This is a genomic window from Micromonospora arida (genome assembly GCF_003857035.1).
In the GTDB taxonomy this organism is placed as follows: Bacteria; Actinomycetota; Actinomycetes; order Mycobacteriales; family Micromonosporaceae; genus Micromonospora; species Micromonospora arida.
The window spans coordinates 22494-48788 of sequence record NZ_QGSY01000159.1 but is presented as its reverse complement, the minus strand read 5'-3'; the positions used below and the strand labels follow the sequence as shown (position 1 = coordinate 48788).

The window sequence follows — 26295 nt, the reverse complement described above, 5'->3', positions numbered from 1 at the left end:
TCAGTCACTGATGAACACGTAGCTCAGCCGGTCGACCAGTTCGCTGGGCAGGTGCAGACCCTCGCCGCCGGCCCGTTTGGCGACCTGCTGCGCGACCGCCGGCGGCACCGCCACCTGGCCGAGGATTGTCCGTACGGCCAGCTCCACCGGCAGGTACTGGGTGCCCATCAGGGTCAGCGTGCGATACGCGCAGAACGGCGCGGCCGCCGGGTTCAGCTGGACGACCGCCGGCAGTTCGTCCCAGTCCGTCGGCAGCTCGCCGGCGAGCCGACACGGCTGCGTCATCGTCTCGCCCCGATGCCGTAGCACGCCGAGTCGGGTCATCTGCCAGACCGAGGCGAGCAGGGCGCAGGCCCACACCCGGGTGTCCGGCTCGTCGGACCAGAGCTCGATGTCGACGAAGATGGAGTGCCGGGGATCGCCGGACTGCAAAGGCGGAGACCACGGACGCGGCAGGGTCATCGCCGGCGCGTCGACGTGCCCGGGGGACCGCTTACCGTTGGACAGCCAACCCGACTCGCTCAACGGTGGACGACTCCCGGTGGTGTGCCGAGGGGGCTCCACCACCAGTGTGTCGACCACCAACCGGGCCAGCTCGGCACCGTCGTGCCGGGCGAAGCTGGACTCTCGGGCCACGTAGTCCAAGATCAGGCCGTGCTCCGCCGCGGCGCTCTGCACCTGCGGGATCACCTCGCGGGGGGTACCGAAGCGGTGGAAGTAGTCGTCCAACATGAAGCAGGTGCTGATCCGGGGCTCCCGGTGTGCGGGCAGCCCTCGTCGGGCCAGAGCCGGGATCGCGGCCGACCAGTCCGCGATCCGCTCGAACTTGCGCCTCAGCTCCTCACACCCGTCGCCGAAGTCCTCCGCGTAGAAGTGCCCGAGCTCCACGGACAGGTGCGAGTACGCCACGCTCTCTGTACGACGCACCGCAGCTGCCTCCTGGAACCTGACATCCATGCCGATCACGCGGTGTCCCATGCCGTCTCGTCGAAAAGCTTCTCGGTCAGGTCAACGAAGGCGTCCACCGTTTTGACGTTGGCAATCTTGGATTGCACGTCGTGATCGGAGATCAGCTGCTCCCGCCACTGCAGCAGAGGATCCAGCGGCACCATGCCGAGCAGCGTCGTACGCCCGACACCTCGCCGTCGGGCCAGCTCCGACAGCTCCGCGTCGCACTTGCGCAGGAAGGCCTGCTGGGCGAGGCCGAGGTGGCCGACCTCCGGGCCACGTGAGTCGATCACCGCCGTACGGATGAAGCGCAGCGACTCCCGTAGCCTGTCCGGCTCGTGGCCGTACTCCTTGCCCATCGCCACGATCCCACCCGCCTCGAAGGCCAGGTCCGCCGCTGCGGTGACGTGCTGCGGAGTCCATCGGTGGAAGACCAACCAGCGCACGGCGACCTTGCGCAGGGTCGAGGTCGCGGTGGCGGCCAGCGCGATCTGACTGGCGTACGACCGGCCGGCGCTGAGGTCCACCAGGGTCAGGTCGAACTCCTCCTCCAGCCGGAGGAAGAGCTCGGCGCAGCGCTTGGCGATGTCGTTGGTGAAACCGAACTCGCTGCCGTTGCGTTGCCCCGGCAGGAGCACCAGCGAACCGGACCCGATGGGCCTCTGACGCAGGCTGGCACGTTCGGAGGTGCCCCACACGTCCAACTGCTCCGGAGACGGGATCTCCCCGCGCAAATATCGGTGCAGGCCGCCACCGTTGGGACCGGCGCCCTCGACGCCGTTGACGGCCTGCGGAATCTGGAACGTGATGCCGGCGGTCGGCGAGCCGAAGTCGTAATCCAGGTAGCAGGTGGGGCGACCGGACAACGCGCTGCGGTAGGCGATGTTCGCCGCGGTCACCGACCGCCCGGTGCCGCCCTTGTGCGACGTGACGAAGACCAGCATTCAGATCCCCTCGCTGGCCTTCTGCTGCCCGGTGGCGACGTCGTTGAGCAGCAACAGGAGAGTGTTCGCCAGAGCAGCCGCCGTGCCGGGACGCTCGTCAACCAACAGCTGCGCCTGGCCCAGGCTGGCTCGGATGCTGCGCATGCTGCGCTGCATCGCCTCACCGTCGAAGGTGCCGCGCATCAACTCACGGTCGAACAGGTATTCGGCCTCGTCGATGAGGTCCTGCGCGTAGTCGGCCAGCCGGCCGGCTCGTGGGAACGGCCTCTCCCACAGCAGCTGACCGGAGGTGACCAGAGCCTGCACCACCCGCTCGGTCAGATACCAGGAGGGTGCGTCCGGCTTCGGTGCCAGGCCAGGAAAAGCGCCACCGGCGTGGTCCCACAGCCCCTGGTGCCGGCCGTCCGGGATGCGCCGCAGCAGCAGGTGGTCCCACACCTCGTCGGCCAGCTCGAGCAGTTCACTGCGCCGTCGGGCGTTGCTCAGCAGACCGGCGACGGTGGTCGCCCGCTGCAGCAGCACCGTGGAGAATTCGTTCACGTTCCACGTCATGATCGGCTTTGACGTGTCGTCGTTCAAGGTCACCCGCTTGCCTGGCGCGTGCACGAACAGCGCCGGCTCACCGGGCGACGCCCGTCGGGTGATCCTCGCCCGCTGCGCCAGCTCCACCAGCACCGAGGCGATCCGCCCGAGCTCCTCGTCACCGCCGCGCCCGACGGCGATCAGGCCCTTCACCGCCAGCGACGTGGTCTGGAGGGTGTAGTAGTCGGTCCGGTCACCGTCGGTCGTCCGCCAGGGGATGTCCTCGATGGGCCACCGCCGTCGGTTGCCGAAGGTCGCCACCGTCGCCCAGTACGTCCGGGTGAGCTCCCAGCGCAGTTGCAGCGCCCGGGACAGCCGCTGCTGCTCCTCGTTGAGCAACCCGAGCAGCCGGGTGCGTTCGGAGTTCAGGTCCTCGATGGCGTCCATCGCGATCACGGTGAAGTAGAGGTAGGGGGCGTTCTCCGCGGAGCCCTCACGCTGCAGGCCGATCGGCTCTGTGGTCGGAACCTCCTCGGCCCCGGAAATGATCCCCCACGACCAACCGCACTCGAACAGCATCTCGCTGTTGTCCAGGTCCTCGGTCACCCGACCGGACCCGATGATCACGCTACGCAGGCTCGCCATCGTGTCCCGCAACTGCTCGCGCAGCGCCGCCACCAACTCGCGGCGCGGTAGCTCGTCCTGGTTGACCATGTCGCACAGACGGGTGCCGTACTCGTCGGTGGAGGTGAAGACGAAGGTGCTGAAGCTGCGGAGCAGGCCGACCATCGCCGCCGTGAGGCGCACGCCCGCCATCTCTTCCAGTTCGTCCAGATGCGCCAACAGGTCGCGCCGCTGGGTGGAGCCCCGGTAGACCTTGACGAAACCGATCGTCGCCAGCGTCAGTGTGACCGACACCGCGAACGAGTCGACGATGTCCAGGGAACGCTGCTCGTCGGTGAGCTCCGGACCGCCCTCCAGCGGGGTGAGGTAACTGCCCCCGCCGAAGATCGGAGCGCCGGCGTCGTCGGTGTACCGCCGAAAATAGTCGATCATCACGCTGACCAGCCGGCGGGGAATCTCGATCGCACCGCCGATCGGGCTGAGCGCCTCGATCACCTCTTCGTCGGCGCGGTCCGGGTCGTCCAGTGACAACACGGGGACCTTGGCCGCGGGGAGCAACAGGGTCAGCAGTTGCTCTGCGTCGCTGATCGAGTTGCTACCACTTCGGCTGCCCCAGTGCCATTCCCCGTTCGCCCAGCAACTGCGAACCGTAGCCCGCCAGATGTCGAGGATCTCCTGGCGCGGCTGCATCCGCATGACCCACCGCCGTCTGTTGTAGTCGTCGACTCGGAACCTCTGGTATTGCCGTGCCCACGATGGTCCACTATGACGTACAGCATCATGGTAGCGGGCCAGTCGAGTGCCACTTGAAAGGCGTCGATGGCCGCGTGTCGGTACTCCCGCGAATCGGGCGCGATGGAATGCCGCGCTGCCACGCTGCGCCGACAGCACGACATCGGCGCATCCCACACGCACGCATCGGCGCTATCCGCGGGTACGGCCGGTGGCCAGCAGCATGCTCAAATACCCGTCCCGCAGCGGCGGCTTGGGCCGCACCTCGTGGACGTCCAGGTTGTACGCGCCCGTCGCGATGCTGGCCACCACGTCGGCGCGCTGCAGTGCCACCGCCGGGAACATCCGCCGACCGACGCTGTAGCCGAGGGACCCGAGCATGACCGTCACGGCGAAGGGCGACCCGGGCCGCAGCGCGTCCAGAAACCGACCGATTGCGTGCTCGGCCTCGGCCCGGTCGGCCGAGATGGAGCAGGCCACGAAGAACATCGTGCCGGCGCTCCAGGCGTGCCTCGGCAGAGTGAAAACGCTGGCCCGCACCACCCGGCCCACCTGCGCCAGGCGCCGGCGCGGATCCGCCAGTGCCGCGTACGCCGGGTGCTCCGCGCACACCTGCCAGTACGGGTCCCAGAGCTCGTCGTAGCTGTCGACCTGCGTGCGCAGCCAGTTCACGTTCGCCGTCGACCATTCACACAGGTCGACGGCCTTCGCGAACGGCAGAAGCGACAGCGCCGGGTACAGGTTCGCTCCCGACCCCACGTCGACGCACCGCGCGTCGGAGAGCTTCGCCTCGGCGAAGAAGTCTCGGATGCGGCAGAGGATCTCCCGATCGTCGGACCGCAGATCCGCGTAGTTGTGCCGGACATAAGCCTGCGGGTCGAAGCTGTCCCACTCGACGTCGGAATTGACCGGCCTCGGCGACTGAATCGGCGAGTGTGGCGTCGACTCGCCGCAACCGCCCCCAGTCGCCGGGGTCAACGCCATGGACGGGCCTCCATCGGGTCGGCGAATCACATTGGTCGCTGAAGCGGCGCTCAGTGCACTGCCCATTATGTATCGGAGGTGGTGTTGGCTCACAAGTGTAGGAACTTCACCATCCGCCGGGAATGACGACGACAGGACGGTGACCGGATGCCGACAACACGTCCGCACCGACCCGATCGACACCTGGCTGGCCTCCGCCTTCGCACCCCGCCACATCGAACAAACGATCACCGCCCGCCGGTGATGCCCGCATGAGCTTGGTGTCGGCGTTCGCACCGATCTGGATCCTTACCGCGGTCGGCTACGCGGCCTGCCGTCGGGGCCTGCTGGGCGAGGCGGTGGCGTCGGTGCTCGGCCGATTCGTGTTCCATCTTGCGATGCCGTCCGCCCTGTTCCTGGCCCTGTCCCGCATGCCGCTCTCCGGGTTCGCCGGCCGCTCGCTGCTCGCCTTTGCGGTCAGCACGGCCGTGGTCCTCGGGTTCGGGTGGGTCGGAGCGAGCTGGCTGTTCGGTCGCAACGCCGGCGAACGGCCGATCTGGGGCATGGCCGCCGGGTACGTGAACTCGGCGAACCTCGGCATCCCGATCGCAACGCAGGTTCTCGGCAACGTGTCGTTCCTGGCGGAGGTGGTGCTGCTGCAGGTGCTGGTGGTGACGCCCGTGATCCTGGTCGCCCTGGACCGGCACAGCGACCCGGCCGGGCGGATACGAGTCCGCCGCATCGCCTCCCTGCCGGTACGCAACCCAGTGATCCTGGCGTCACTGCTCGGTGTCGCGTGCTCGGCTGCCGGCCTGCATCTGCCGTCGACGGCCGACGCGTCGCTCACCCTGCTGTCGGGCGCCGCGGTTCCGGCCGCCCTGGTCGCGCTCGGCGCGTCGCTGCACCGCACGGTGCCGTCGCGGGCCGAGCCGGCCGAGCTGGCCGGACTGGCCGTGATCACCGCGCTGAAGCTCGTCGCACAGCCCGTCATCGCGTACGCGGCCGGGCTGGCCTTGCATCTGTCCGCGCCGCAGTTGCTCGCCGTGGTGGTGTGCGCGGGCCTGCCGACAGCGCAGAACACGTTCATCTACGGCCAGGAGTACGGTGTCGGCGAGGCGGTGGCCAATCGGGCGGTGGTGGTGACCACGACGCTGTCGCTGGCAACCCTGGCCACGGCGGCGGCGCTGCTCGGGTAGGTCCGTCAGCTGGGGACGCCGCACGGCCCAGAAGAGAAACGCCGCTGCTGTCAGGCCGTCCCGCCGACGCATCCGACGCCACCCCCCTGCCCGACATCTGCCTGACCCCTACGACTCTCGCGCGCGGTTACGGCGGTGATGGACGATCAGCGCGACCGCGCAGAGCACCGCCACCAGGCCGAACGCCGAGCTGATCCACTGGTTGTCCGCCGCGGTCGACAGCACCACGTTGGCCGCCGCGCTGATGAAGAGCACCAGCCACAGCAGCGGGCGTAGCAGGCCGCCCGGCTTCTTCGGTGCGGCGACCGGGGCCTCGGTGATGCGGTACGGATCGGTCATGACTGCCTCCTTGAGCGAACGTTCCTCGATGCCGTCAACGCTAGGCGCGGGGCGCGGCGGGGACGATCCCGCCAGCTCGACGACCGTGGTACAGCAGGCTGTACCTTCCGCGCCGAGCGTTGCCGGGCGCGGCCTGCGGTGGCCTATGTTGGCGGGGGAGGTGGGTCGATGGCGTACGTGCGGGGCCGGGTTCGCGCCTCGGTCGACGCTCTGGAGCACCTGGTCGGAGGGCTGGGCACCGCCACGCTGGCGCTGGGCGCGCTGCTCTGGGCGGCGATCGTGGCGGTGACCTGCCTGGTCGGGGTGGGGTTGCTGGCGGCACCCGGTGCGTTGCGGGCGGTGCGCTGGGTGAGCGACCGCGAGAGGACCCGGCTGTCCCGCTGGGGCGAGCCGATCCCCACGCCGGGGCCGGTGCCCGCCGGGTTGCGGACGGCGACGCGCGATCCCTTCGTACGCCGGGAGCTGGGCTGGGTCGCGCTGTACTCGCTCGTCGGCCTGGTGACCGGGCTGGTCGGCATCGCGCTGCCGCTCTACGCGGTGCAGGACGGCACCTTCCCGCTGTGGTACCGGCTGGTCCCCCCCGACGCCGCGCCGGGGATCGTCTGGTGGCGCATCGATGGCCTGTCCGACGCGCTCTGGGTCGGGGTGCTCGGTGTCGGCTGCCTGGCCGCCGCGATCTGGTTCAGCCCGGTCCTGGCCCGTCTCCAGGCGTGGCCGGGCCGGTTGCTGTTGCCTCCGCCGCCGGGCGTCGACCTGTCGCTGCGGGTGGCCGAGCTGACCGCCACCCGCGCTGCGGCGCTGGACGCCCACGCTGTCGAACTGCGCCGGATCGAGCGGTCGCTGCACGACGGCACGCAGAACCGGTTGGTGGCGGTCAACGTGTTGCTGGGCGCCGCGCGGCGGGCCGTGCGCCGAAACCCGGACCGCGCCGACGAGATCCTCGGGCAGGCGCAGGACGCCGCGGAACAGGCACTCGGCGAGCTGCGTACGGTGGTGCGCGGGATCCTGCCGCCCGTGCTGGACGACCGGGGTCTCGCCGGCGCTCTGGCAGGCCTGGCCGGCAGCTGCGTGGTGCCCTGCCGACTTGAGGTGGACGTGACCGTGCGTTGCGCGGCCTCGGTCGAGGCCACCGCGTACTTCGTGGTGGCCGAGGCGCTGACCAACGTCGTCCGGCACAGCGGCGCGAGCCAGGTGGACGTGGCCGTACGCCGCGAGCGCGGCCGGCTGCTGGTGTGCATCGAGGACGACGGGCAGGGCGACGCGGACGAGACACGTGGCTCAGGGCTGACCGGTATCCGCCGGCGGGTCGAGGCGTACGACGGCCGGATGACACTGACGAGCCCACCGGGAGGGCCGACGAGAATGGACGTGGAGCTGCCATGCGGATCGTGATCGCCGAGGACGACCCGCTGCTGCGGGAGGGGTTGGCCCTGTTGCTGCGGGCGGAGGATCTGGACGTGGTCGCCACGGCCGGCACTCCGGGCGAGTTCCTGGTCGCCGTCGACGAACATGCGCCGGACGTCGCGATCGTGGACGTACGGATGCCGCCGACCCACACCGACGAGGGCATCGTGGCCGCTGTGGAGGCCCGGCGGCGCCGCCCCGGCCTCGCGGTGCTGGTCCTGTCGGCGTACGTGGAGCAGGCGTTCGCCACCGACCTGTTCTCGGTCGGCGCAGTCGGGCTCGGTTACCTGTTGAAGGAGCGGGTGGGCCGGGTCGAGGAGTTCCTCGCCGCGCTGCACCGCGTCGCGGACGGCGGCAGCGTGATCGACCCAGAGGTGGTGGCGCAGTTGCTCGCCCGCAACCGCCGGACGGACACGGCGCTGAGCGAGCTGTCGCCGCGTGAGCGTGAGGTGCTGGGGCTGATGGCCGAAGGGCTCGGCAACAGCGCGATCGCCGAACGGCTGTTCGTCACCGACGGCGCGGTGCACAAACACATCCGCAGCATCTTCGCGAAGCTTCAGCTTCCACCGGACGACCGTGCCGACCGGCGGGTCACCGCTGTGCTGCGCTACCTGGACGGCGATCGGCGGTAGCGCCTGCTGTACCCGGACCTGGCAGCCCGCGGGATGGTCGCCGTTCTCCCACGTCAATAGCGTTTCTGGTGCGCGCAGTTCTTGCCGATCACACGGAGAGAGGCCACCAGAATGCCGGAGTATCCGGGACAGACTATCGAACCGGCGGTACGCGTCGAACACCTCACCCGCGTGTACGGCGCCGGCCGCAACCAGGTGACTGCGCTTGCGGGCATCAATGTCGGGTTCGACCGGGGCACCTTCACCGCGGTGATGGGGCCCTCGGGCTCCGGCAAGAGCACGCTGCTGCAGACCGCCGCCGGGCTCGACCGGCCCACCTCCGGTCGGGTGGTCATCGGAGGCACCGACCTGTCCGGCCTGTCCGAGACCCGCCTGACCGAGCTGCGTCGTACCCGGATCGGGTTCGTCTTCCAGGCGTTCAACCTGATCGGCGCGCTCACCGTCGAGGAGAACATCGTGCTGCCCCTGCGCCTGGCCGGCGTCCGGCCGGACCGGGCCTGGCTGACCCAGGTGGTCGAGCGGGTCGGCCTCACCGACCGACTGCACCACCGGCCTGCCGCGCTCTCCGGCGGCCAGCAGCAGCGGGTGGCGATCGCCCGGGCGCTGGCCACCCGCCCCGAGGTGATCTTCTCAGACGAGCCCACCGGCGCCCTCGACTCGCGGACCGCGGCGCAGGTGCTGACGCTGCTGCGCGCGGTCGTGGACGAACACGGGCTGACCGTGGTGATGGTGACCCACGATCCGATCGCCGCGTCGTACGCGGACCGCGTGCTCGTGTTGGCCGACGGTGCGATCGTCGCCGACCTTCCGCAGCTCGGAGCCGGCGGTATCGCCGAGCACCTGGCATCGCTGGATCGCCGGGTCCTCCGATGACCGGCCTCGCCGCCCGCCTGCTGCGGCACCGCGCCGGCCCCGCCGCCGCGACCCTGCTGGCCCTGATGGCCGGCGTGCTGATCCTGGTGGCGATGGGCACGCTCGTCGAGTCCGGTTTGCGTTTCCGCGCGGAGCCACGGCTCTGGGCCGCGGCCGACGTGGTCGTCGCCAACCGCACGGTCAGCCACACGTTCAAGGAGTTCGGCGGCGACACCACCACGAGCACCGTCACGCTGCCCGAGGGCGGCACTGTGGACGCGGCAGTGGTGGACCGGATCCGCCAGGTGCCGGGCGTCACGGCCGTCACCGGCGACGAAAAGGTGGTCATCGGCTCACCCGCCGCCGTGGGACACGGCTGGGACACGTACGCCTTCACCGGTCGTCCCATCGCCGCGGGTGCCGCGCCACGGGCCGACGACGAGGTGCTTGTCGACACCCGGTTCGGCGTGGCACCCGGCACCCGCATCGACCTGGTCGTCGGTGGGGTCAGCCGGTCGTACCGGGTGAGCGGAACCGCCGAGACCGGTTCGGCGGAGGTGTTCTTCACCGACGCGCAGGCCGCCCGGTTGTCCGCCCACCCGGGCCGGGTGGATGCGATCGGCGTGCGGATGGTGCCCGGCGCCGACCTCGGCGCCGTACGCGAGATCGCGTCGGAGGCCGGCGCCACGACATACGCCGGGAAAGACCGTGGCAACGTCGAGCAGTCGGAGAACCAGGCCGCCCAGACGTTGCTGGTCACGGCCGGATCGGCTTTCGGGGGGTACGTCGTCCTGCTGATCGTCTTCGTGGTGGCCGGCACCATCGGGCTGTCCGTCCGGCACCGCCGACGTGACCTGGCGTTACTACGCGCGGTCGCGGCCACGCCGGGGCAGGTGCGCCGCATGCTGATCGCCGAGGCCGCGCTGCTCGCCCTGGTCGGCTCTGCGATCGGCGGCCCGGCCGGCCTGCTGGCGGCCCGCTGGGTGCACGGCGAACTGGTCGAGCGGGGGTTCGTGCCGGCCAGCTTCCCGATGGCCGGCGGCCTGTTCGCGGTGCCGGCCGCGGTCGGTACGGCGGTCCTCGTGGCCGTGCTCGCCGCGTTGGTCGCCGGACGCCGGGTCACCGCGATCAAGCCGATCGAGGCGCTCGGCGAGATCGCTGTCGAGCCTCGGCGTAGCGGCCGGGTGCGGCTGATCGCCGGCGTGCTGACGCTGGCGGCGGCCGGCACCTCCGGGGCGTTCACGCTCGGTGCCGCCGGGTCGACCGGGGCGCTGGCCGGCGCGGTCGGCATGCTGTACCTGTTCGTCATCGCGGTGGCGCTGCTCGCACCGAGGATCAACGCGTACGCGGCACGCCTGCTGACACCGTTGTTGCCGGGGGTGTGGAGGGTCAGCGGCTACCTGGCTGCGGCCAATCTGCGGGCCAACGCGCAGGGCATGGCGAGCGTCCTGACCGCCCTCGTGCTGTCCGTGGGGCTCGGCGGCTCGGTCTGGTTCCTGCAGAACAACCTGGAACGGCAGACCACCACGCAGAGCAGCTCGGGAACCCTCGCCGAGCGGGTGCTCGTCGCTCCGGGCGGGCTGCCGGCGGACGCGGCGCGGGAAATCCGCGAGTTGGCGGGGGTGCGGGCGGCGACCGGTGTGCACCGTACGCAGGTGGTGATGCGGGTGCTCGGCGGAATCGAGCCGGTCAGCGCGCAGTCGGTCGACCCGGCGGGCATCACGTCGACGATGGACCTCGACGTGCGCGAGGGCAACCTGGCCGACCTGCGCGCGGGCACTGTCGCCCTGTCGGCGACGCAGGCGTCCTCGTCCGGCTGGGACGTCAGCGATCAGGCGGAACTCTGGCTGGGCGACGGCACGCCGGTCACGTTGGACGTCATCGCGATCTACGGCCGTGGCCTCGGCTTCGGCGACGTCACGCTGGCCGCCGAGACGGTCGCCGGGCACACGGCCGCGGATACCGACGACGAGATCCTGGTCAGCGCCGGCCCCGAGGCCGACACCGCGTTGGCCACCTGGTCGGTTGGGCGACCGGGCACCGAGGTTCTCGACGCCGCCACCCGAACGCGCCTGATCAGCACCGATCTGGCGATCGGCGCCTGGCTGAACCGGCTGCTGATCGGCGTGATGGTGGGGTACGCGGCGCTGGCGGCGGCCACCACGATGGTCATGGCCGCGCTGGCCCGCCGCCGCGAGTTGGCGTTGCTCCAACTGGTCGGGGTCACCCGCCGGCAGATTCGGAGGATGGTCCAGGCCGAACAGGCCGGGCTGCTCGGCACCGCGGTACTGATCGGCGCGACGATCGCGGCGCTGACCCTGAGCGCGATCGTCAACGGACTGACCGGCAGCCCGATCCCGTACGTCCCTCCGCTCGGTTGGGTGGCGGTGCTCGGCGGCACGACACTGCTGGCGTTGGCGACCACGGTGTGGCCCGTCCGACGGCTGCTCAGCGCACCTCCGATCGACAACATCGGTGTGAAGGAGTAGGCGTCGCGGCTCGACTATCGGCGACCGTGCCGCCTCTGCGTACATCGCTGAGGCGGCACGGTCGCCCTGGTGTCCCGGCTATGGGTAGTCCCACGGCCGCGGCAAAGACGATTGATTGCCTTGACCCCGAGCGGGTAGCCCGGTTCTGGAGCGGCGTGCTCGGCCGCGAACCCGGTCCGTCGCAGGAGGGTTGGGTCTACCTCGGTGAACGAGGTGAACCTCAGCCACGGCTGGTGTTCCAGCCGGTGTCGGAAGCCAGGACAGGCAAGGTGCGGATCCACCTCGACATCACCGTCGACCAGATCGGCGAGGCTATGGCCCTGGTCGTCGATCTCGGTGGCCGGTTCACCGGCGAGCGGCACGACCACGACGAGGGCGTGGTTGTCATCATGGCCGACCCCGAGGACCACGAGTTCTGCCTGGTCCAGTACCACCGCTGACGGTGGACGACGATAGTGACCGTCCGGGTCGCCGGCGCCGGCCCGAGCGCTCCAGTCGGTTCAGTACGTCCCTTGCTTCGCGGTCGCAGCCACAGAGGACACCCGTGCGCTCCAGACCTGGAGCTCCGTGCTCGTCGGCCAAAAACTGATCCCACCCGTCCGAACGGGGCTGGTAGCGTGCGCCGATCATGAAGATCACGGGGGAAACATCGATGAACCGAACTCGACTCGTCCTGACCGGCTTGGCCGTTGCGGCGGCGATCGCGATGTCCGGCTGCGATCCGCAGCCCGAATCTGAGGGCGCCGCAACCTCACCGTCCCCGGCGGCCTCGAGCGCCGCCCCGACCGGCGGCGCGGCCACCACCGCGACCAGCACCGCGGCCAACGACGCGGCCACAGTGAAGGCCTGCGCCGACATCAAGAAGGACATCAAGGACAACGCGGCCAAGGTCACCGAGGCCGAGAAGATCGGCCCGCCAGCCGGGCACTTCGCGGTCAGTGCCCAGTGGGCCGCCGGCTCGGTCGCGATCCTGGCGCACTCGATAGGCGCCAACGAGGCAGTCACCGCCGCCTCCGAAAAGATCCAGAACGAGATGATGGGCCTGAGCGACGCGTACAACAAGTCCGCCAAGGCCAAGCCCAGCAAGAAGGCCCTGGAAGCCGCCGTCAAGGAGCTGGACACCGCCTGCTCGGCCGCCTGACCGGTTCGACCACGCAATCGGCGGTGACCGTCACTCGGACGGTCACCGCCGATTCGCATATCCGTGCGGCCTGCGGCACCTGGGTCAGCGGCCTCTGAGCAAGCCACGGTCAGCCTGCGCGACGCCCGGCGAGCTACCGCGAAGAGCGGCGCGCTGTTCCCAACAAGCCGCACATTCCTCCTCAGGGCAGGGATCGAGGCTCAGCGTGCGGAAGAGATGAAGGTCAACGCGGGGTGATCAGTGGTGCGAAATCGGCGCGAGTGAGGGGCTGGTCGGACAGTGAACCGTCGGACCGAGGCACTCTGAGAGGTCGGCCGTCACGGGAAAACGTGACGGTGGCGACGTCGTCGCGGCTGGTCAGGGTGCAGACGATCTGCCCGAAGGCGAGGACCTCGTCGCTGCGGCCGGCGTCGTCGCCGGGTTTGTCGACCACGACGCGGGCCTGGCCGCCGATCACGGTGACACCGGCGGCGTTGACCGCTCCCGGCAGCGCGCTGGTCAAGTCGGTGTCGCGTTCGGTTGCGGTGGGTCCGGCCAGCAGATGCCGCAGTTGGTCCTCGATCGTTGGTAGCCGGTCGACGCGCCGGACGAAAGAGATGATGCGGTTGTCGCGGACAAAGCAGAGTGTTTCGGCGGCAGGGCCGGCTGGTGCGGTGGTGTCGGCGGGCGCGGAGCTCTGAAATGGTCCTTGCGGGGCCTGCACGACGCGGGGGGCATCGTCGGTGGGGATGCTGCAGCCGGTCACCAGTGCGGCAAGCGCCAGCACGACGAGATGACGGCGGTTCATGGCAGGCTCTCCGGCAGGGTGACACGGAAGCGGGCGCCTCCGCCGGGCCGGTCCCCGACGGTGACCTGTCCGGCGTGTGCTGCGGCGTGCTGTGCGACGAGCGCAAGTCCTAGCCCTGTGCCGTCGCCGGTGCCACGGGTGTGAGCTGCCCGCCCCCGGACGAAACGGTCGAAGATCGCTTCACGATCCTCGACGGACACGCCGGGTCCGTCGTCGTCGACTTCGATGATGCCGGCGCTACCGTCGCGGCCCAGTTGGACGCTTGCGGGACCGCCCCCGTAGGTCACCGCGTTGTCGAGCAGGTTCGCCAGGACCTGCGCGACACGGCGCCGCTCGACCAGCCACACCGCCGGCACGTCGGGTGCGAGATGGACGAGGGTCGTGGGCAGGTCGAGCGCCCGGCAGGCATCGCGGGCCAGCGTCACGACGTCCACAGGGTCCCGGTGGGCGGGCTGGTCACTGCGAGCCAGGTCGATCAGGTCGTTGACGAGCCGTTGGAAACGGTCGATCTCGTCGGCGACGAGCCCGGCCGCGATGGCGGTTCGTTCATCCTGGTGTTGCCGACGGCGGGCAAGGACGCTGGCCGCCGCAGCGAGGGTCTGCAACGGGGAACGCAGTTCGTGGCTGACATCGGCGGCGAAGCGCCGGTCCCGCTCGATGCGGCGGGCCAACTGGTCGACCATCTGATTGAACGACGAAGAGAGGCGGGTCAGATCGGGGTCGGTGGCCGGGTCGAGCCGGGCGGTGAAGTCACCGGCAGCGATCTTCTCGGCCGCGTCGGCGACCGCCGTCAGCGGGCGTAGCCCGTGCCGGGTGGCGTACCAGCCGAGCGCCGCGCCAGAGCCGGCCACCATGATCGCGACGGTGGTCAGCGCGAGCGCCAGAACCTGGAACGTCTGTTCCAGCTCCCGGAGCGAGTTGATCTCGAAGTACGTCGCCGACGCCGACAGGGGCACCCCGACGACCAGGACAGATTGGCCGTCGACGCGTACCCGCTGCACCGCGGGCTCGCCGGCCGCGACGACCCGACGCAGCTCGACGGGAACGGCAGCGGTGGTGGTGGGGTCGGCGGTACGGGCATACCACTCGCCGTCCAGGTGCAGCACCGGCCGTCGAATCCCGCCCGTGTCCAGCGACCGAAGCACCTCCACCACATCGGGGGTGTCGGTGTCGAGCCCGGCGCGAACGACGGTGGCGTCGAAGTAGGCCGCGCGCAGGGCGGTGCGTTCCCGCTCGTCGAGCAGGGATCGGCGGGTCAACTCGTAGGAGACCAGGGCCATCGACGCCGAGAGCAGAAGCGCCCCGACGGCGAACACGGCAGTGACCCGGGTACGCAGTCCGAGGCGTCTCATCGTTGCAGCTTGTAGCCCAGGCCCCGCAGGGTGACCAGGTGCCGCGGGTTCGCCGGGTCCGACTCGATCTTCTGCCGCAGCCGTCCCACGTGCACGTCGACCAGCCGTTCGTCGCCGCTGTCATACCCCCATACCCGTTCGAGCAGTTGCTGGCGGGACAGCACCCTGCCGGCATGTTCGGCCAGCTCGCACAGCAGCCGGAACTCGGTACGGGTGACCGGTACAGGTTGGCCGGCTCGGCGCACCTCTCCCCCGTCAGGGCTGATCTCCAGCTCGCCGACCACGAGCACAGGCACGGGCTCCGGCACGTGCCCTGCGACGCTGGTACGGGCGCGGCGGCGCAGGGCGCGTAGCCGCGCGGTCAATTCCTTGATCGCCACCGGCTTGACGACATAGTCGTCGGCGCCGGCTTCGAGAGCGGTGACGATGTCGTGCGTGTCGTCGCGGGCGCTGACCACCACGATCGGTACGTCGTCGTGACGGCGCAACTGCCGGATGCACTCGAAACCGTCGAGGCCGGGCAGCATCAAGTCGACCAGCACGTAGTCGGCCGGGTCGCGGCGCTGCACGCGCAGCCCCTCCTCGGCCGTGGCCGTCCCGAGAGCGTCGTAGCCCTCCTCCTCGAGCGCGAGCAACAACGCCAGACGGATGCGGTCGTCGTCCTCGATCACCAGTACGGCCGTCATACCGGGCATCATCCCCAGACGACCGGCTCGGCGGCCAACCGTGGCAGCCGGTTGGCTGATTTGTCACGGAACTGTCACAGATCCGCGTGGTGATCGCCAAGCCAGCACGGCAGGGTCCTAGACGACCGCGTCGGTGAAGGAGAGGAGTGTGCCCGTGACAGGACCGCTGGCAAACACGACGTGCACGCTGCCGCTGGTCGAGGTGTGCATCAGCGAGTTCGCCCTGGCCTGCCTGCCGGCGACCGGAGCAGTGTTCGACCGACTGTTGGCCTTACACCCCGCACAGGTGGTGGTCGACCTGTCTGGGTGCCGGCACATCGACGCCGCTGCCATCGGCCTCCTCCTCGACGTGCACCGGCGGCTGGCCCGTGCCGACGGGGTCCTCACCATCCGCAACCCGAACCCGCGCATCCGGCGCATCCTGCACACCGCCCATCTGGACCAGATCCTGCCGGTCGTCGACGGTGCCTCATCGTTGCCGTCCTGCACGCCCGGGACGGGACAGGAACCCGCCTCCGCACCACCGGCGTTGGTCGCTCATGGCCGCGCCCCGGTGAGAGCCCGGCCTTGACGAGCGCCAGCGGTCTCACCTTCCCACCATCGGGCTGGACCGCCACCCGGCACGGAGACACCTGGCTCGGAAGCCAAGCCGCTTCGGCACTGCACGAATGCCGTGTCCCACTGCTTGGAGAGACACGGACCCAGGAAGGACCAGAAGAATGACAGTTGTCCCGGACGACCACCTCATGACCCTGATCTGCGACACCTGCGGCGACACCGTCAAGGCCACCGCGTGCGTGCTCCCCGACGCGGAGGTCGTCTGGACCCTGGTGTCCGAACAGGGCTGGAGCGGTTCCCCGTTCGCCACCGGTCCGCACCGCTGCCCGCACTGCAGCCTGCTGCCGCCTTCTGGTGGCGGCCACGCGTCGTGCGGCGATCACGGTCCTGGTGGCATCCTCGGCATCGACCACCTCGACGATGTGACCGTTGTCGCCGCCGGCGGTGACGTCGATCTCGACAGCGGGGACACCCTGCGCACCGCCCTGCGGCACGCGGCCGACATGGGCGGACACGTCGTGGTCGACCTGAGTCGAGTACACCTCATCGACTCCACCGGCCTCGGTCACCTCGTCCGTGCCCACCGCGAGGCCCGAGACCGTGGGGCCACCCTCTGCCTGGCCGCGCCGTCGCGGTTCATCCGCACCGTCCTGCACACGATGCGCCTGGACGGGGCCTTTCCCACTTTTGACAGCCGCGAGGACGCCCTCGCCCAACTGTCCGAGGGGTCGGTGTCGGAGCGGTCAACCGCCACCGCCGCCACGGCCGCCCCTTCCTGATCGAACTCGGTCCCGGGCCGAGGGCATCCTCGCCACCGGTAGCGACAACCGGTACCCAGGGATCGGATCGCAAGGAGCCAAGGCCGTTCGAATGGCCGCTGGTGCACGGCTGATTCTCCAGAACCAACCCCACCTTGTCGTAGCACTCGTACTCGAAGGACATCCGAGGGAGCCCATGAGCATCGCTGGTCTCGTCACCGCGCTCCTCGTCGGCGTCGCTGTCGGCCTGCTCGGCAGGCTCGTCGTCCCAGGACGCCAGGAGGCCCCGATCTGGCTGACAGTGTCCGTCGGGGTGGTCGCCGCGCTGGCGGGCAGCATCGTCGCCCGTCTCGCGGGCGTCGACACCAGCACCCTCAACCTCTTGGCCCTGGTCATCCAGGCCGGCCTCGCCGTCATCGGCGTCGTACTCGTCGTGGCCACCGCCAGGCCCGACCCATCCGACTCCCCCTGAACCGGGGACGACGCAGCCAGCACCAGGAGCCAGCCACGAGCACGGTCAGGCAGGTCGCCGGCTCACCGTCCGCTATCCCGCCCGGCCTCGTCACCATCAAGGAGCTGACCGTGTACCTGCCATGGCCGTTGCCCGATGAGAACTGGTTCGCCGACACCTCCCACCAGCCCGAGCCGGACCACGAGGACCTGAGACTTGAGGCGCTGGTCGCGCAACGACTGAGCATCGACTGGACCACGAGGCGCCAGCAGATCACCGTCTCCGTGCAGAACCGGGTCGTCATCCTCGCCGGCGTGGTGAGTGACGCGAACGCGCGGCAGGTCGCGGCGGACCTCGCCTACGACGTGCCGGGCGTCTTCGACCTCTGCAACACACTGCGGCTCAGCGGCCCGCGGCGAAGCCACTGGTGACCGACGATCATCGGTGACTCCGGCTCAGGGCCAATTGCAAGGCGCGAATGACCCTCCAGGGATGTGCTGCGCTGCCGCGCCAGGGGGTCTATGGCGGCCAGCCGAGTAGTCGAGCGCCGAGTACGGCTGTTTGCAGGGTGAAGCGTTGGGTCGGCTCGCCGGGGTGGTAGCCGGTCAGGTCGCGGATGCGGTCGAGTCGGTAGGTGATCGCGCGGACGGACAGGTGCATCTGCCGGGCTGTCGCGGTGTGGTTGCCCTGGTTGTCGAAGAGCACGGTCAGGGTCTCCAGGTACGGCTCGGCACCGCCGCGCGCCGTGGTCAGTGGTCCGAGGACCGTGGTCACCAGGTCGGTGATGGCGTCGCGGTCACGCAGCAACACGGGGAACACCAGCAGGTCGGCGGCATTGAGTACGGGCGTGGTGAAGCCGAGCCTGACGGCGTAGTCGAGGGTGTGGTGGGCCTCGTCGAGGGACGTGGCCAGGCCGTGCACCCCCGGTTGGGTGCGGCCGACGGCGATCTGCCAGTTGCCCGCGCCGAGTTCGGTGAGGAGCAGGTGAGCGAGTTCGGCAGCGATGCCGCGTAGGCCGCCGGCGCTGATGCAGACCAGCTCGTCGTCGCGGAGGGTGGTGAGGGTGTTGCCTTCGCCGAACCTGGAGGCCAGTGCGGCATCGATGCGGTTAGTGACGCCGTGAGTCAGGCCGGCCGCACGGGCGATGAGGACGGTGTGGGTGGCCGACAGGCGGATGCCGTATCGGTGCGCGCGCTCGGCCAGACCGCCCGGGTCGGCGCGGCCGGTGAGCAGGTCGTTGACGAACGCGGCACGTTCGTTGTCGTGGCGATCCAGCTCGGCGCGGTTCTGCCGGTTGTACCCGTCGACAGCGTCGGTGAGCAGGACACGGGCGGTACCCAGCAGTGTCTCGGCGCGGGAATACACGGCGACGGCGGTGTCGGTCGAGGCGAGCGGGGTGGCGTTCCAGTGGGCAGTGGTGGCATCCAGCAGACCGGCAACAAGCTCACGCAGCGTCAGCCCCTCATCTGCGGCGCGGGCACCCAGATTGACCGCTGACTGACGCCGGGAACTGGCCGGGACGTACAGCAGATCCTGGCAGTCGGCCGCCAGCCAATTGTCGTCGCTCATGGGCTGTTCCTTGTCGGCGTGCTGGTGGCCGCCGGTAACCGGAGGCCACCAGCCTCAGATTTACACACCGATGTCGCGGCGGTCGAACACGATGACTCCGGCGGTCGTGGTTGCGGCACCGAGGAGCACGAGGGCGAGAAGCTCGACCGGATGCCAGCCGGTGTGCAGCGGGTCAGTGCCGATGAAGTAGTGGAACGGCGACAGCCAGCGCACCCAGTGCCACCCGTCGAGCATGCCGCCGATGGCGTTGGCCATGTAGGCGGCCACGGCAAGGCCGCCGGTGATCGCGAGGACGGCAGCCCGTTTTCCGGTGGCAGCGCCAACGAGGAAGGCGACGCCAGCGAAGCTCCACACCAGGGCGACCAGGCCGGCGGACGCGGCGGCGACGTTGGACAGGGGGATGTCCATGCCGATCCAGGGGACAATGATCATCAGCAGGATCCCGGGGATGGCGGCGATCGCGGTGAGCGCGCTGCCGGCGGAGGCCACCCGTTGCCAGGCGAAAGCGGCTCGCGAGACCGGATTGGCCAGCATCAGCTCCATGCCGCCGTCCTCCTCCGGCCGAGCGATCGTGCGGGCAGTCAGCGTGATGGCGCACATCAGGACCAGCAGTGGGCCGACCAGGCTGAAGATCGTCGCCTGCAGATAGCCGGCCGGTGACAGCATGTCGGCGATGCCGAGGAAGTCCAGCATGCCCTGGGGCAGCGCGTCCTGCTTCAGCTCCGCGGCTCCCTGGAACTGGCTGTAGAACGAGGTGTAGATGGCGGTGAAAGCGGCGACGCCACCGGCCCACCCGAACAATGCCAGGCGGTCGTCACGCCAGGTCTTACGCACCAGCGCGGGAAGCATCGCCGGCTCCTTCCCCGTGGTAGTAGAACGACAGGAACGTCTCTTCCAGGTCGGGTTCGGCCGACAACATGTCCACCACCTCATGACGCGCCGCCGCCTTGATCAGCGGGTCGATACGGCCGTCGACAGTGCATTTCAGCACCGGCCCGGACACCACCACGTCACTTACTCCGGGCAGGACGTTGAACTCTGTCGGGTCCACCGGATCATCGAAATGAATCTCGACGGCGCGGACCGCCCGCTTCCCCAGCGACTCAACCCGCTCGACCGCGGCTAACTGGCCATCGCGGACGATGGCGACCCGGTCGGCCGCCTGCTGCACCTCGGCCAGGACGTGAGAGGACATGAAAACGGTCTGCCCAGCACCACTGGCGTCGCGGACCATGGCCAGGAACTCCTGCTGCATGAGTGGATCCAGGCCACTGGTCGGCTCATCCAGGACCAGTACCGCCGGCCGGTGCATGAACGCCTGCACCAACCCGACCTTTTGCTTGTTGCCCTTACTCATCGTCCGTACCGAGCGCGAGAGGTCCAGGTCGAGCCGCTCCGCGAGCTCGGTCACCTGCGACCAGGCCACGCCGCCGCGCGCCGCGGCGAAGAAGTGCAGCAGGTCATCCGCCTTGTCCCGCCCGGGAAAAACGAGCTCGCCGGGCAGATAGCCGATCTGACGGTGCAGTGCGGCCTTGTCCCTGCGCGGGTCGAGCCCGAGCACAGTCGCGTGTCCACGACTGGGGCGCAGAAAGTCCAACAGCAGCCGGATCGTGGTGGTCTTCCCGGCTCCGTTCGGTCCCAGGAATCCCATCACCTCCCCGGCACGAACCTCCAGGTTGAGCCCCTCGATACCGCGACGCTGACCATAGAACTTGGTCAGGTCCTCGGTGAGTAGGGCGATGTCGCTTGTCATGCCCACATCGTCGCCGGCCTTCCTACCCGGCATCCAGGTCAGCATCCGGCCGACATGACGCCAAGGCTGTTGCCGAACATCGGAAGCCAGTAGTCCGAACACCAGACCGGACGGCCTCCGCGCCGCGACAGCCGGGAGTACCCTCACGTCAGGTGCGCCGGGAAGTCTGGTCGGCAGGTCATGTCGTGCTGCGACTCTGGAGGCTCCGATGGGCATTTCTGCCCTGCGCACCGAACATCTGTCCAAGCGGTACGGGCGGCTACTCGCCCTCAATGACCTCACCCTCGACGTGCCGGCGGGCGAGGTGTTCGGGTTTCTCGGCCCCAACGGCGCCGGAAAGTCAACGACGATCCGGCTGCTGCTCGGCCTTGCCCGACCCACCTCCGGACGGGCCTGGGTCTTCGACACCGACGCCGCCGATGTCGCCGCGGCCCACCGCAGGCTCGCCTACGTGCCGGCGGACGTGGCGCTGTGGCCACGAATGACGGGCGCCGAGGTGCTGGACCTACTCGCCCGCATCGGCCCCGGCACGGACACCGCCTACCGCGATGAGCTCGTTCAACGATTCGCGCTGGACGTGTCCAAAGCGGCCGGCACCTACTCGACGGGCAACCGGCAGAAGGTTGCTCTTATCGCGGCGTTCGCCACCCGGGCACCTCTGCTGGTGCTGGACGAGCCGACCAGTGGCTTGGACCCGCTCATGGAACTGCAGTTCCGGCAGGCGGTCGGCGTTGCCCGCGACAACGGGCAGACGGTGTTCCTCAGCTCCCACCAGCTCGCCGAGGTCGAGGCCGTCTGCGACCGCGTCGGCATCCTGCGCGCCGGCGAACTGGTGGAGGTGGCGTCCGTCGCACAGCTACGTCGACTGCACCACACCGAAGTGGCCGCGACATTCACCGGCACGCCACCGGACCTCACGGGCGTCCACGGCGTCCACGGCCTGCACGCGGACGGCGCCGCGACCGTGCGGTTCACTCTGAACGGCTCCCCCGCCGCGGCGCTGCGCGCCCTGGCCGACGCTGATGTGGCGACGATCATCGTCCGCGAGCAGAGCCTGGAGGAGATCTTCCTCGCCTACTACGGGCAGAACGCCCGATGATCGCGACCATGGCGGCAGCAGCCCGCCCGGAGCATGTGCTGAGGGGGCTCGCGGTGCGCCAGGTGCGCCGTGGTGCCCTGGTCGTGACCGCTGTGTGCGCGGGCATGTCCGCCCTGGTCGTGGCCGGCTACCACAGCGAGGCGCTCGATCCGGCCGCCTTGGCGGCGCTGGCAAGCAATCCCGCGATCCGCACCCTGTTCGGCGAGCCGGTTGCGCTCGACCATGCGGGCGGGTTCACGGTGTGGCGTACGGGCACCGTCCTGGCGGTCCTGCTCGGAGTGTGGGCAATGCTGGCCGCCAGCCGGACCACCCGCGGAGAGGAGGACGCGGGCCGGTGGGGTCTGTTGCTGTCCGGCCGCATCACCCTCGCTGAGGCTGTCCGTCAGCACCTCGGTGTGCTGGCCGTCGTTCCGGTCCTCGTTGGAGCGGCGACCGCGGCGGCGATGATTGCTGCGGGCGTGGACGCCACGGGTTCGTTGTTGCACGGCACCGGCCTCGCTGCCGTCGGGCTCTTCTTCGTCGCCGTCGGGGGCGTCACCGCGCAGCTGTTCGTCAGCCGTTCGGCGGCCAACGGTGCCGCGGCCGCCGTCCTGGTAGTCGGGCTCCTCACGCGGATGGTCGGCGACGGTGCGCCCGCGCTGGCCTGGCTTCGGTGGCTGTCCCCGTTCGGCCTCTTGGCGCTGACCCGTCCGTTCGACAGCAATCGAGGGTTGCCGGTGTCGTTGCTGGCGGTCGCCGCGGTGCTGCTGCTGGCACTCGCCGGTCGGCTTGCGGCGCGGCGTGACGTCGGCGCGGCGATTCTTGCGACGCCCGGCAGCCGGCCGGCGCGTACCGCGTTGCTCGGTTCGGTGCCCGCCTTCGCTGTACGGCGCACGGTGCGACCGCTAGTCGCATGGTCGGCCGGAATCGGCGCGTACTTCCTGCTCCTGGGCCTGATCGCCCGGTCCATGACCGAATTCCTGACCGGCAACCCCGAGTTCGCAGCCATGGCGGCCCAGGCCGGCTTCCCGGCACTCGGCACGGTCGAAGGCTACGCGGCCACCCTGTACGCGCTGCTGGCCGTTCCGGCCGGGGTGTTCGTCGCCGTGCGGCTCGCCGCCGTCGCCGCGGACGAGAATGCCCGGCGTCTCACCCTGCTACTGGCCGCACCGGTGACCCGGCTGCGGCTGCTGGCCGCTGAAGCGGCCGTCGCCGGCTGCGCCGCGCTGTTCCTGATCACGGTCGCGGGCATCGCCATGTGGGCCGGCACGGCCACCGTCCACGCCGGCCTCTCGGCCGGCGACGCTCTTGCCGGGGCCTGGAACGTCGTGCCGGTCATGCTGCTGTGTCTGGGAGCTGCCGCCCTGGCGCTCGGATGGACACCGCGCGCCGTCGCGGCGATCGGTGCACTGCCGGCCGCTGGCGGGTTCATGTGGCAGGTCACTGCCGACAGCATCGGCGCGCCTTCCTGGATCCGGGCGCTGTCCCCGTTCGCGCACCTGGCCGCGGTGCCGGCCACCGCGCCGGCAGGGGTCGCGGCGTCGGTGATGGCCGGCATCGCCGCGGCAGGAGTGGTCGCCGGCACGGTCGGCTACCGCCGTCGGGACCTGTCTGCCTGACCGTGGTCACCGTCGCAAACCAGCGCTCACCGCTCCAACAGGCGCAGCCGGTTGTTGACGTCGTGCACTCCCGGAGTGCTCCAGGCGCGGGCGTGGGCCTCCGTGCTCACGTCAGCGGACGTGACCACTCCCTCCAGGATGACCACGCGGTTCTGCACCTCGATGCAGACGCGTTCGTGACGCAACCGGGGATCCCGCTGCATGCGCTCAAGCAGCTGGCAGGCCAGACGGGCATCAGCAGAGGTCGGACCGGTCTGGAACAGCGATGGCGGGTCGTCGGGAAAGAACCAGGGGACGTAGGTCATCGTGCCTCCTCGGTGCTTCGGTGTTCCGGTGGCTGACGTCCGGCCGCCGAAACACCGGTCGGGGTAGCCGGAACTCAGCGTCGGGTCGGGGGGACCGGGCCGATACCGAGAACTCCTCCGTGCTCAACGCGCAGAAACCGCACCTTGCGCTCGTCGCGATCGATCAGCAGGTCGTCGACCTTGCCCAGGTCGTCGCCGTCGACGTCGAGGACGTGCCTGCCGCGCACGTCCTGCTCGGCAGCTGCGATCGTCTGGCCGGAGTCACCGAGCTTGACCAGGATCGCCGTCGTGGCGGGTGGCATGAGCTTCTCCTTCCGTAGCATCTGTTCCCTTTGCGCTACCCGAAGGACGTCCCGGACTAGACGACGAAACGATGACGGTTCCTGCCCACTTTCGTGACGACTGGCCGTGCCCGTCCTTCGCTTCCGGCGGGGATGCGGCTGGCGGATCACCACCGCCGGAGGGGGCGGTGCGACGGCGGTGGCACGGTCTCCGCGAACGGCTACTGACGCCGGTATCCTTGATCGAGTACGACCTGTACGCATATGTCCGCTAGCTGAGGGGGAACCGTGCCCGATCAGATCGACCTCGCTCGCCTGCGGGACGTGCTCGACGGACCGTGGGCCGCAGTCCGCAACGCGCACCGGGAGCACCTCGACGCGCGTTTCCTCCCGGTGTACGGCGAGACCGGTGACCAGGCACGGGAGCGGATCTCCCGGTTGCTTACCGAACTCCCCGCCGAGCTGGGTATGGCGTCGGCTTTCCCCACCGAGTACGGCGGCAGCTCCGACGTCGGCGGCTCGATCATCGCCAGTGAGATGCTGGCGCAGGTCGACCTGTCGCTGATGGTCAAGGCGGGCGTGCAGTGGGGGCTGTTCGGCGGCGCGGTCGCGGCCCTCGGCACCCGACGGCACCACGACGCCTATCTGCGGGACATCGTCTCGGGCACGATCTTCGGCTGCTTCGCCATGACCGAGACCGGGCACGGCTCCGACGTCCAGCAGTTGCGCACCACCTGCACGTACGACCCGCAGACGCAGACCTTCGACCTGCACACCCCCCACGAGGCGGCCCGCAAGGACTACATCGGCAACGCCGCCCGGGACGGGCGGATGGCGGTCGTCTTCGCGCAGCTGATCACGAACGGCCGGCGGCACGGCGTACACGCGTGGTTGGTGCCGATCCGCGACGCGCAGGGCAACCCGCTGCCTGGCGTGCGCATCGGCGACGCCGGGCCCAAGGCCGGCCTGCTCGGCGTGGACAACGGGCGGCTCACCTTCGACCACGTACAGGTGCCGAGGGACATGCTGCTGGACCGCTACGGTCAGGTCGCACCGGACGGGACGTACTCCAGCCCGATCGAGAACGACTCCCGACGCTTCTTCACCATGCTCGGCACCCTGGTCCGCGGCCGGGTGAGCGTGGGTGGCGCCGCGTCGGCGGCCACCAAGTCGGCGCTGACCATCGCAGTGCGCTACGGCGACATCCGCCGCCAGTTCGGCACGCCCGACGCGGACCGGGAGGTGCTGCTCAACGACTACCTGGCCCACCAGCGCAAGCTGCTGCCCGCCCTGGCCACCACGTACGCGCTGCACTTCGCCCAGACCGAGCTGGTAGCCGCGCTCAGTGAGGTGCAGGGCGGCGACGGGCCGGTCGACGAGCACCGGCAGCGGGAGCTGGAGTCCCGGGCCGCCGGTCTCAAGGCCGCGCAGACCTGGCATGCGACCCGCACCATCCAGATGTGCCGCGAGGCGTGCGGCGGTGCCGGCTACCTGGCCGAGAACCGGCTACCCAGCCTCAAGGCCGACACCGACGTCTTCACCACGTTCGAGGGCGACAACACGGTGCTGTCGCAGCTGGTGGCCAAAGGGCTGCTCACCGGCTACCGGGACGAGTTCGGCTCGCTGGACGGTTGGGGGCGCGCCTCCTTCGTCGCCGAGCAGGTCCGCGAGATGGTGCTCGAACGCACCGCCGCACGGTCGCTCATCGAGCGGCTGATCAGCGCCGTACCCGGTCGCGACGACGAGGTCGCCGTCACCGACCGCGGCTGGCAGCTCAAGGCCTTCGAAGACCGCGAGAGGCACCTCCTCGACGGCGCGGTCCGCCGCCTGCGCAACGGCGCGGCCACAAAGAAGAACCAGCCCTTCGACATCTTCAACGACGTCCAGGACCACGTCCTCGCCGTCGCCGCCGCGCACACCGACCGGGTCACCCTGGAGGCGTTCGTCGCCGGCATCGAAGACACCACCGACACCGCGGTCCGGGCACTGCTCTCCCGCGTTTGCGACCTGTACGCGCTCAGCGTCATCGAGGCCAACAAGGGCTGGTTCCTGGAACACGGCCGGCTCACACCGGCCCGCTCGAAGGCGATCACCGGCGTGGTCAACGCTCTACTCAAAGAGCTTCGCCCGCACATGCGGATGCTCGTGGACGGCTTCGCCATCCCGGACTCCTGGCTGCACTGCGCCATCTTGAGAGAGGAACCTGTACGGCAGGAGACGATGGCCACTCATGACGCCGCCGGCGATTCTCAGGTAGTACCGGCGTAGGCGTAATTGATCGGTTTCCCGGCCACTCGTGCGGGTACCGCCGC

Annotated in this window: 27 protein-coding genes; 14 read left to right on the top strand and 13 right to left on the bottom strand. The window is 69.9% G+C overall.

The window, feature by feature from the left end:
- The 4 genes from DLJ58_RS12305 to DLJ58_RS12290 form a co-directional block, all read right to left on the bottom strand.
- Positions 1-957 (bottom strand): SCO2522 family protein, encoded by a 957-nt coding sequence (locus DLJ58_RS12305; RefSeq protein ID WP_279635864.1) that lies wholly within the window; start codon positions 955-957, stop codon positions 1-3.
- A 5-nt stretch (positions 958-962) separates the two neighbouring features.
- Entirely contained in the window at positions 963-1892 is a 930-nt protein-coding gene (locus DLJ58_RS12300) for an SCO2523 family variant P-loop protein (RefSeq protein WP_124855914.1), read from the bottom strand.
- Positions 1893-3734: an SCO2524 family protein gene (locus tag DLJ58_RS12295; protein WP_124855912.1), complete on the bottom strand. Its 1842-nt coding sequence runs from the start codon at positions 3732-3734 to the stop codon at positions 1893-1895.
- A gap of 228 nt (positions 3735-3962) precedes the next feature.
- A complete protein-coding gene (locus tag DLJ58_RS12290; RefSeq protein WP_124855910.1) occupies positions 3963-4754 on the bottom strand; it encodes an SCO2525 family SAM-dependent methyltransferase in 792 nt (263 codons plus the stop codon).
- A 251-nt stretch (positions 4755-5005) separates the two neighbouring features.
- Between DLJ58_RS12290 and DLJ58_RS12285 the strand changes: the two genes are divergently transcribed.
- A complete protein-coding gene (locus tag DLJ58_RS12285; RefSeq protein WP_124855908.1) occupies positions 5006-5929 on the top strand; it encodes an AEC family transporter in 924 nt (307 codons plus the stop codon).
- Between the two features lie 108 nt (positions 5930-6037).
- Here the strand turns inward: DLJ58_RS12285 and DLJ58_RS12280 are convergent, their stop codons facing one another.
- Positions 6038-6268, bottom strand: a complete 231-nt coding sequence (locus tag DLJ58_RS12280; protein ID WP_124855906.1) for a hypothetical protein — start codon at positions 6266-6268, stop codon at positions 6038-6040.
- 168 nt (positions 6269-6436) lie between these two features.
- On the opposite strand from DLJ58_RS12280, the gene DLJ58_RS12275 reads away from it, so the two are divergent.
- The 6 genes from DLJ58_RS12275 to DLJ58_RS33815 all read left to right on the top strand — a co-directional run bounded on the left by DLJ58_RS12275 (position 6437) and on the right by DLJ58_RS33815 (position 12786).
- Positions 6437-7660, top strand: a complete 1224-nt coding sequence (locus DLJ58_RS12275) for a sensor histidine kinase (protein WP_124855904.1) — start codon at positions 6437-6439, stop codon at positions 7658-7660.
- Positions 7648-8304, top strand: coding sequence for a response regulator transcription factor (locus DLJ58_RS12270; protein WP_124855902.1), 657 nt, complete (start codon positions 7648-7650; stop codon positions 8302-8304). Before DLJ58_RS12275 ends, DLJ58_RS12270 begins: the two co-directional genes overlap by 13 nt.
- Positions 8305-8415: 111 nt before the next feature.
- Positions 8416-9177 (top strand): ABC transporter ATP-binding protein, encoded by a 762-nt coding sequence (locus DLJ58_RS12265; RefSeq protein ID WP_124855900.1) that lies wholly within the window; start codon positions 8416-8418, stop codon positions 9175-9177.
- A complete protein-coding gene (locus tag DLJ58_RS12260) occupies positions 9174-11645 on the top strand; it encodes an ABC transporter permease (RefSeq protein ID WP_124855898.1) in 2472 nt (823 codons plus the stop codon). The genes DLJ58_RS12265 and DLJ58_RS12260 overlap by 4 nt, the downstream gene beginning before the upstream one ends.
- Before the next feature lie 80 nt (positions 11646-11725).
- A complete protein-coding gene (locus DLJ58_RS12255) occupies positions 11726-12085 on the top strand; it encodes a VOC family protein (RefSeq protein ID WP_124855896.1) in 360 nt (119 codons plus the stop codon).
- 212 nt (positions 12086-12297) lie between these two features.
- Positions 12298-12786 carry a hypothetical protein gene (locus tag DLJ58_RS33815; protein ID WP_158629574.1) on the top strand — a complete coding sequence of 163 codons (489 nt, stop codon included), beginning with the start codon at positions 12298-12300 and terminating at the stop codon, positions 12784-12786.
- 223 nt (positions 12787-13009) lie between these two features.
- Here DLJ58_RS33815 and DLJ58_RS12240 read toward each other — a convergent pair whose 3' ends face one another.
- From DLJ58_RS12240 to DLJ58_RS12230, 3 genes are read right to left on the bottom strand one after another with little or no spacing between them, the layout of a single operon-like run.
- Positions 13010-13573: a GerMN domain-containing protein gene (locus DLJ58_RS12240; RefSeq protein WP_124855892.1), complete on the bottom strand. Its 564-nt coding sequence runs from the start codon at positions 13571-13573 to the stop codon at positions 13010-13012.
- Positions 13570-14925, bottom strand: coding sequence for a sensor histidine kinase (locus DLJ58_RS12235; protein WP_124855890.1), 1356 nt, complete (start codon positions 14923-14925; stop codon positions 13570-13572). The genes DLJ58_RS12240 and DLJ58_RS12235 overlap by 4 nt, the downstream gene beginning before the upstream one ends.
- Complete coding sequence (locus DLJ58_RS12230; protein ID WP_124855888.1) at positions 14922-15611, bottom strand: response regulator transcription factor; 690 nt, start codon at positions 15609-15611, stop codon at positions 14922-14924. Before DLJ58_RS12230 ends, DLJ58_RS12235 begins: the two co-directional genes overlap by 4 nt.
- A 154-nt stretch (positions 15612-15765) precedes the next feature.
- Between DLJ58_RS12230 and DLJ58_RS12225 the strand changes: the two genes are divergently transcribed.
- The 4 genes from DLJ58_RS12225 to DLJ58_RS12210 all read left to right on the top strand — a co-directional run bounded on the left by DLJ58_RS12225 (position 15766) and on the right by DLJ58_RS12210 (position 17809).
- Complete coding sequence (locus tag DLJ58_RS12225; RefSeq protein WP_124855969.1) at positions 15766-16182, top strand: STAS domain-containing protein; 417 nt, start codon at positions 15766-15768, stop codon at positions 16180-16182.
- A gap of 148 nt (positions 16183-16330) precedes the next feature.
- Positions 16331-16948, top strand: coding sequence for an STAS domain-containing protein (locus DLJ58_RS12220; protein ID WP_124855886.1), 618 nt, complete (start codon positions 16331-16333; stop codon positions 16946-16948).
- A 175-nt stretch (positions 16949-17123) separates the two neighbouring features.
- Positions 17124-17399 (top strand): GlsB/YeaQ/YmgE family stress response membrane protein, encoded by a 276-nt coding sequence (locus tag DLJ58_RS12215; protein WP_124855884.1) that lies wholly within the window; start codon positions 17124-17126, stop codon positions 17397-17399.
- A gap of 110 nt (positions 17400-17509) precedes the next feature.
- The gene (locus DLJ58_RS12210; protein WP_124855882.1) at positions 17510-17809 is read left to right on the top strand and encodes a BON domain-containing protein; all 300 of its coding nucleotides are present in this window, start codon (positions 17510-17512) and stop codon (positions 17807-17809) included.
- Between the two features lie 88 nt (positions 17810-17897).
- Here the strand turns inward: DLJ58_RS12210 and DLJ58_RS12205 are convergent, their stop codons facing one another.
- The 3 genes from DLJ58_RS12205 to DLJ58_RS12195 are packed head-to-tail and all read right to left on the bottom strand — an operon-like array spanning position 17898 to position 20700.
- Positions 17898-18947 (bottom strand): PucR family transcriptional regulator, encoded by a 1050-nt coding sequence (locus tag DLJ58_RS12205; protein ID WP_124855880.1) that lies wholly within the window; start codon positions 18945-18947, stop codon positions 17898-17900.
- 60 nt (positions 18948-19007) lie between these two features.
- Positions 19008-19796: an ABC transporter permease subunit gene (locus DLJ58_RS12200; protein ID WP_124855878.1), complete on the bottom strand. Its 789-nt coding sequence runs from the start codon at positions 19794-19796 to the stop codon at positions 19008-19010.
- Positions 19774-20700 (bottom strand): ABC transporter ATP-binding protein, encoded by a 927-nt coding sequence (locus DLJ58_RS12195; RefSeq protein WP_124855876.1) that lies wholly within the window; start codon positions 20698-20700, stop codon positions 19774-19776. The genes DLJ58_RS12200 and DLJ58_RS12195 overlap by 23 nt, the downstream gene beginning before the upstream one ends.
- Before the next feature lie 208 nt (positions 20701-20908).
- On the opposite strand from DLJ58_RS12195, the gene DLJ58_RS12190 reads away from it, so the two are divergent.
- Positions 20909-21799: an ABC transporter ATP-binding protein gene (locus tag DLJ58_RS12190; protein ID WP_124855874.1), complete on the top strand. Its 891-nt coding sequence runs from the start codon at positions 20909-20911 to the stop codon at positions 21797-21799.
- Positions 21796-23397: a polyketide antibiotic transporter gene (locus DLJ58_RS12185; protein WP_124855872.1), complete on the top strand. Its 1602-nt coding sequence runs from the start codon at positions 21796-21798 to the stop codon at positions 23395-23397. The genes DLJ58_RS12190 and DLJ58_RS12185 overlap by 4 nt, the downstream gene beginning before the upstream one ends.
- A gap of 26 nt (positions 23398-23423) precedes the next feature.
- On the opposite strand, the gene DLJ58_RS12180 is transcribed toward DLJ58_RS12185, so the two are convergent.
- Both DLJ58_RS12180 and DLJ58_RS12175 read right to left on the bottom strand, forming a co-directional pair.
- On the bottom strand, positions 23424-23702 hold the full coding sequence (locus DLJ58_RS12180; protein ID WP_124855870.1) for a BON domain-containing protein: 279 nt from the start codon (positions 23700-23702) through the stop codon (positions 23424-23426).
- A 74-nt stretch (positions 23703-23776) separates the two neighbouring features.
- A complete protein-coding gene (locus DLJ58_RS12175; protein WP_124855868.1) occupies positions 23777-24004 on the bottom strand; it encodes a PRC-barrel domain-containing protein in 228 nt (75 codons plus the stop codon).
- Positions 24005-24271: 267 nt separating this feature from the next.
- Between DLJ58_RS12175 and DLJ58_RS12170 the strand changes: the two genes are divergently transcribed.
- Complete coding sequence (locus tag DLJ58_RS12170) at positions 24272-26251, top strand: acyl-CoA dehydrogenase family protein (protein ID WP_124855866.1); 1980 nt, start codon at positions 24272-24274, stop codon at positions 26249-26251.
- Positions 26252-26295 lie beyond the last annotated feature (44 nt).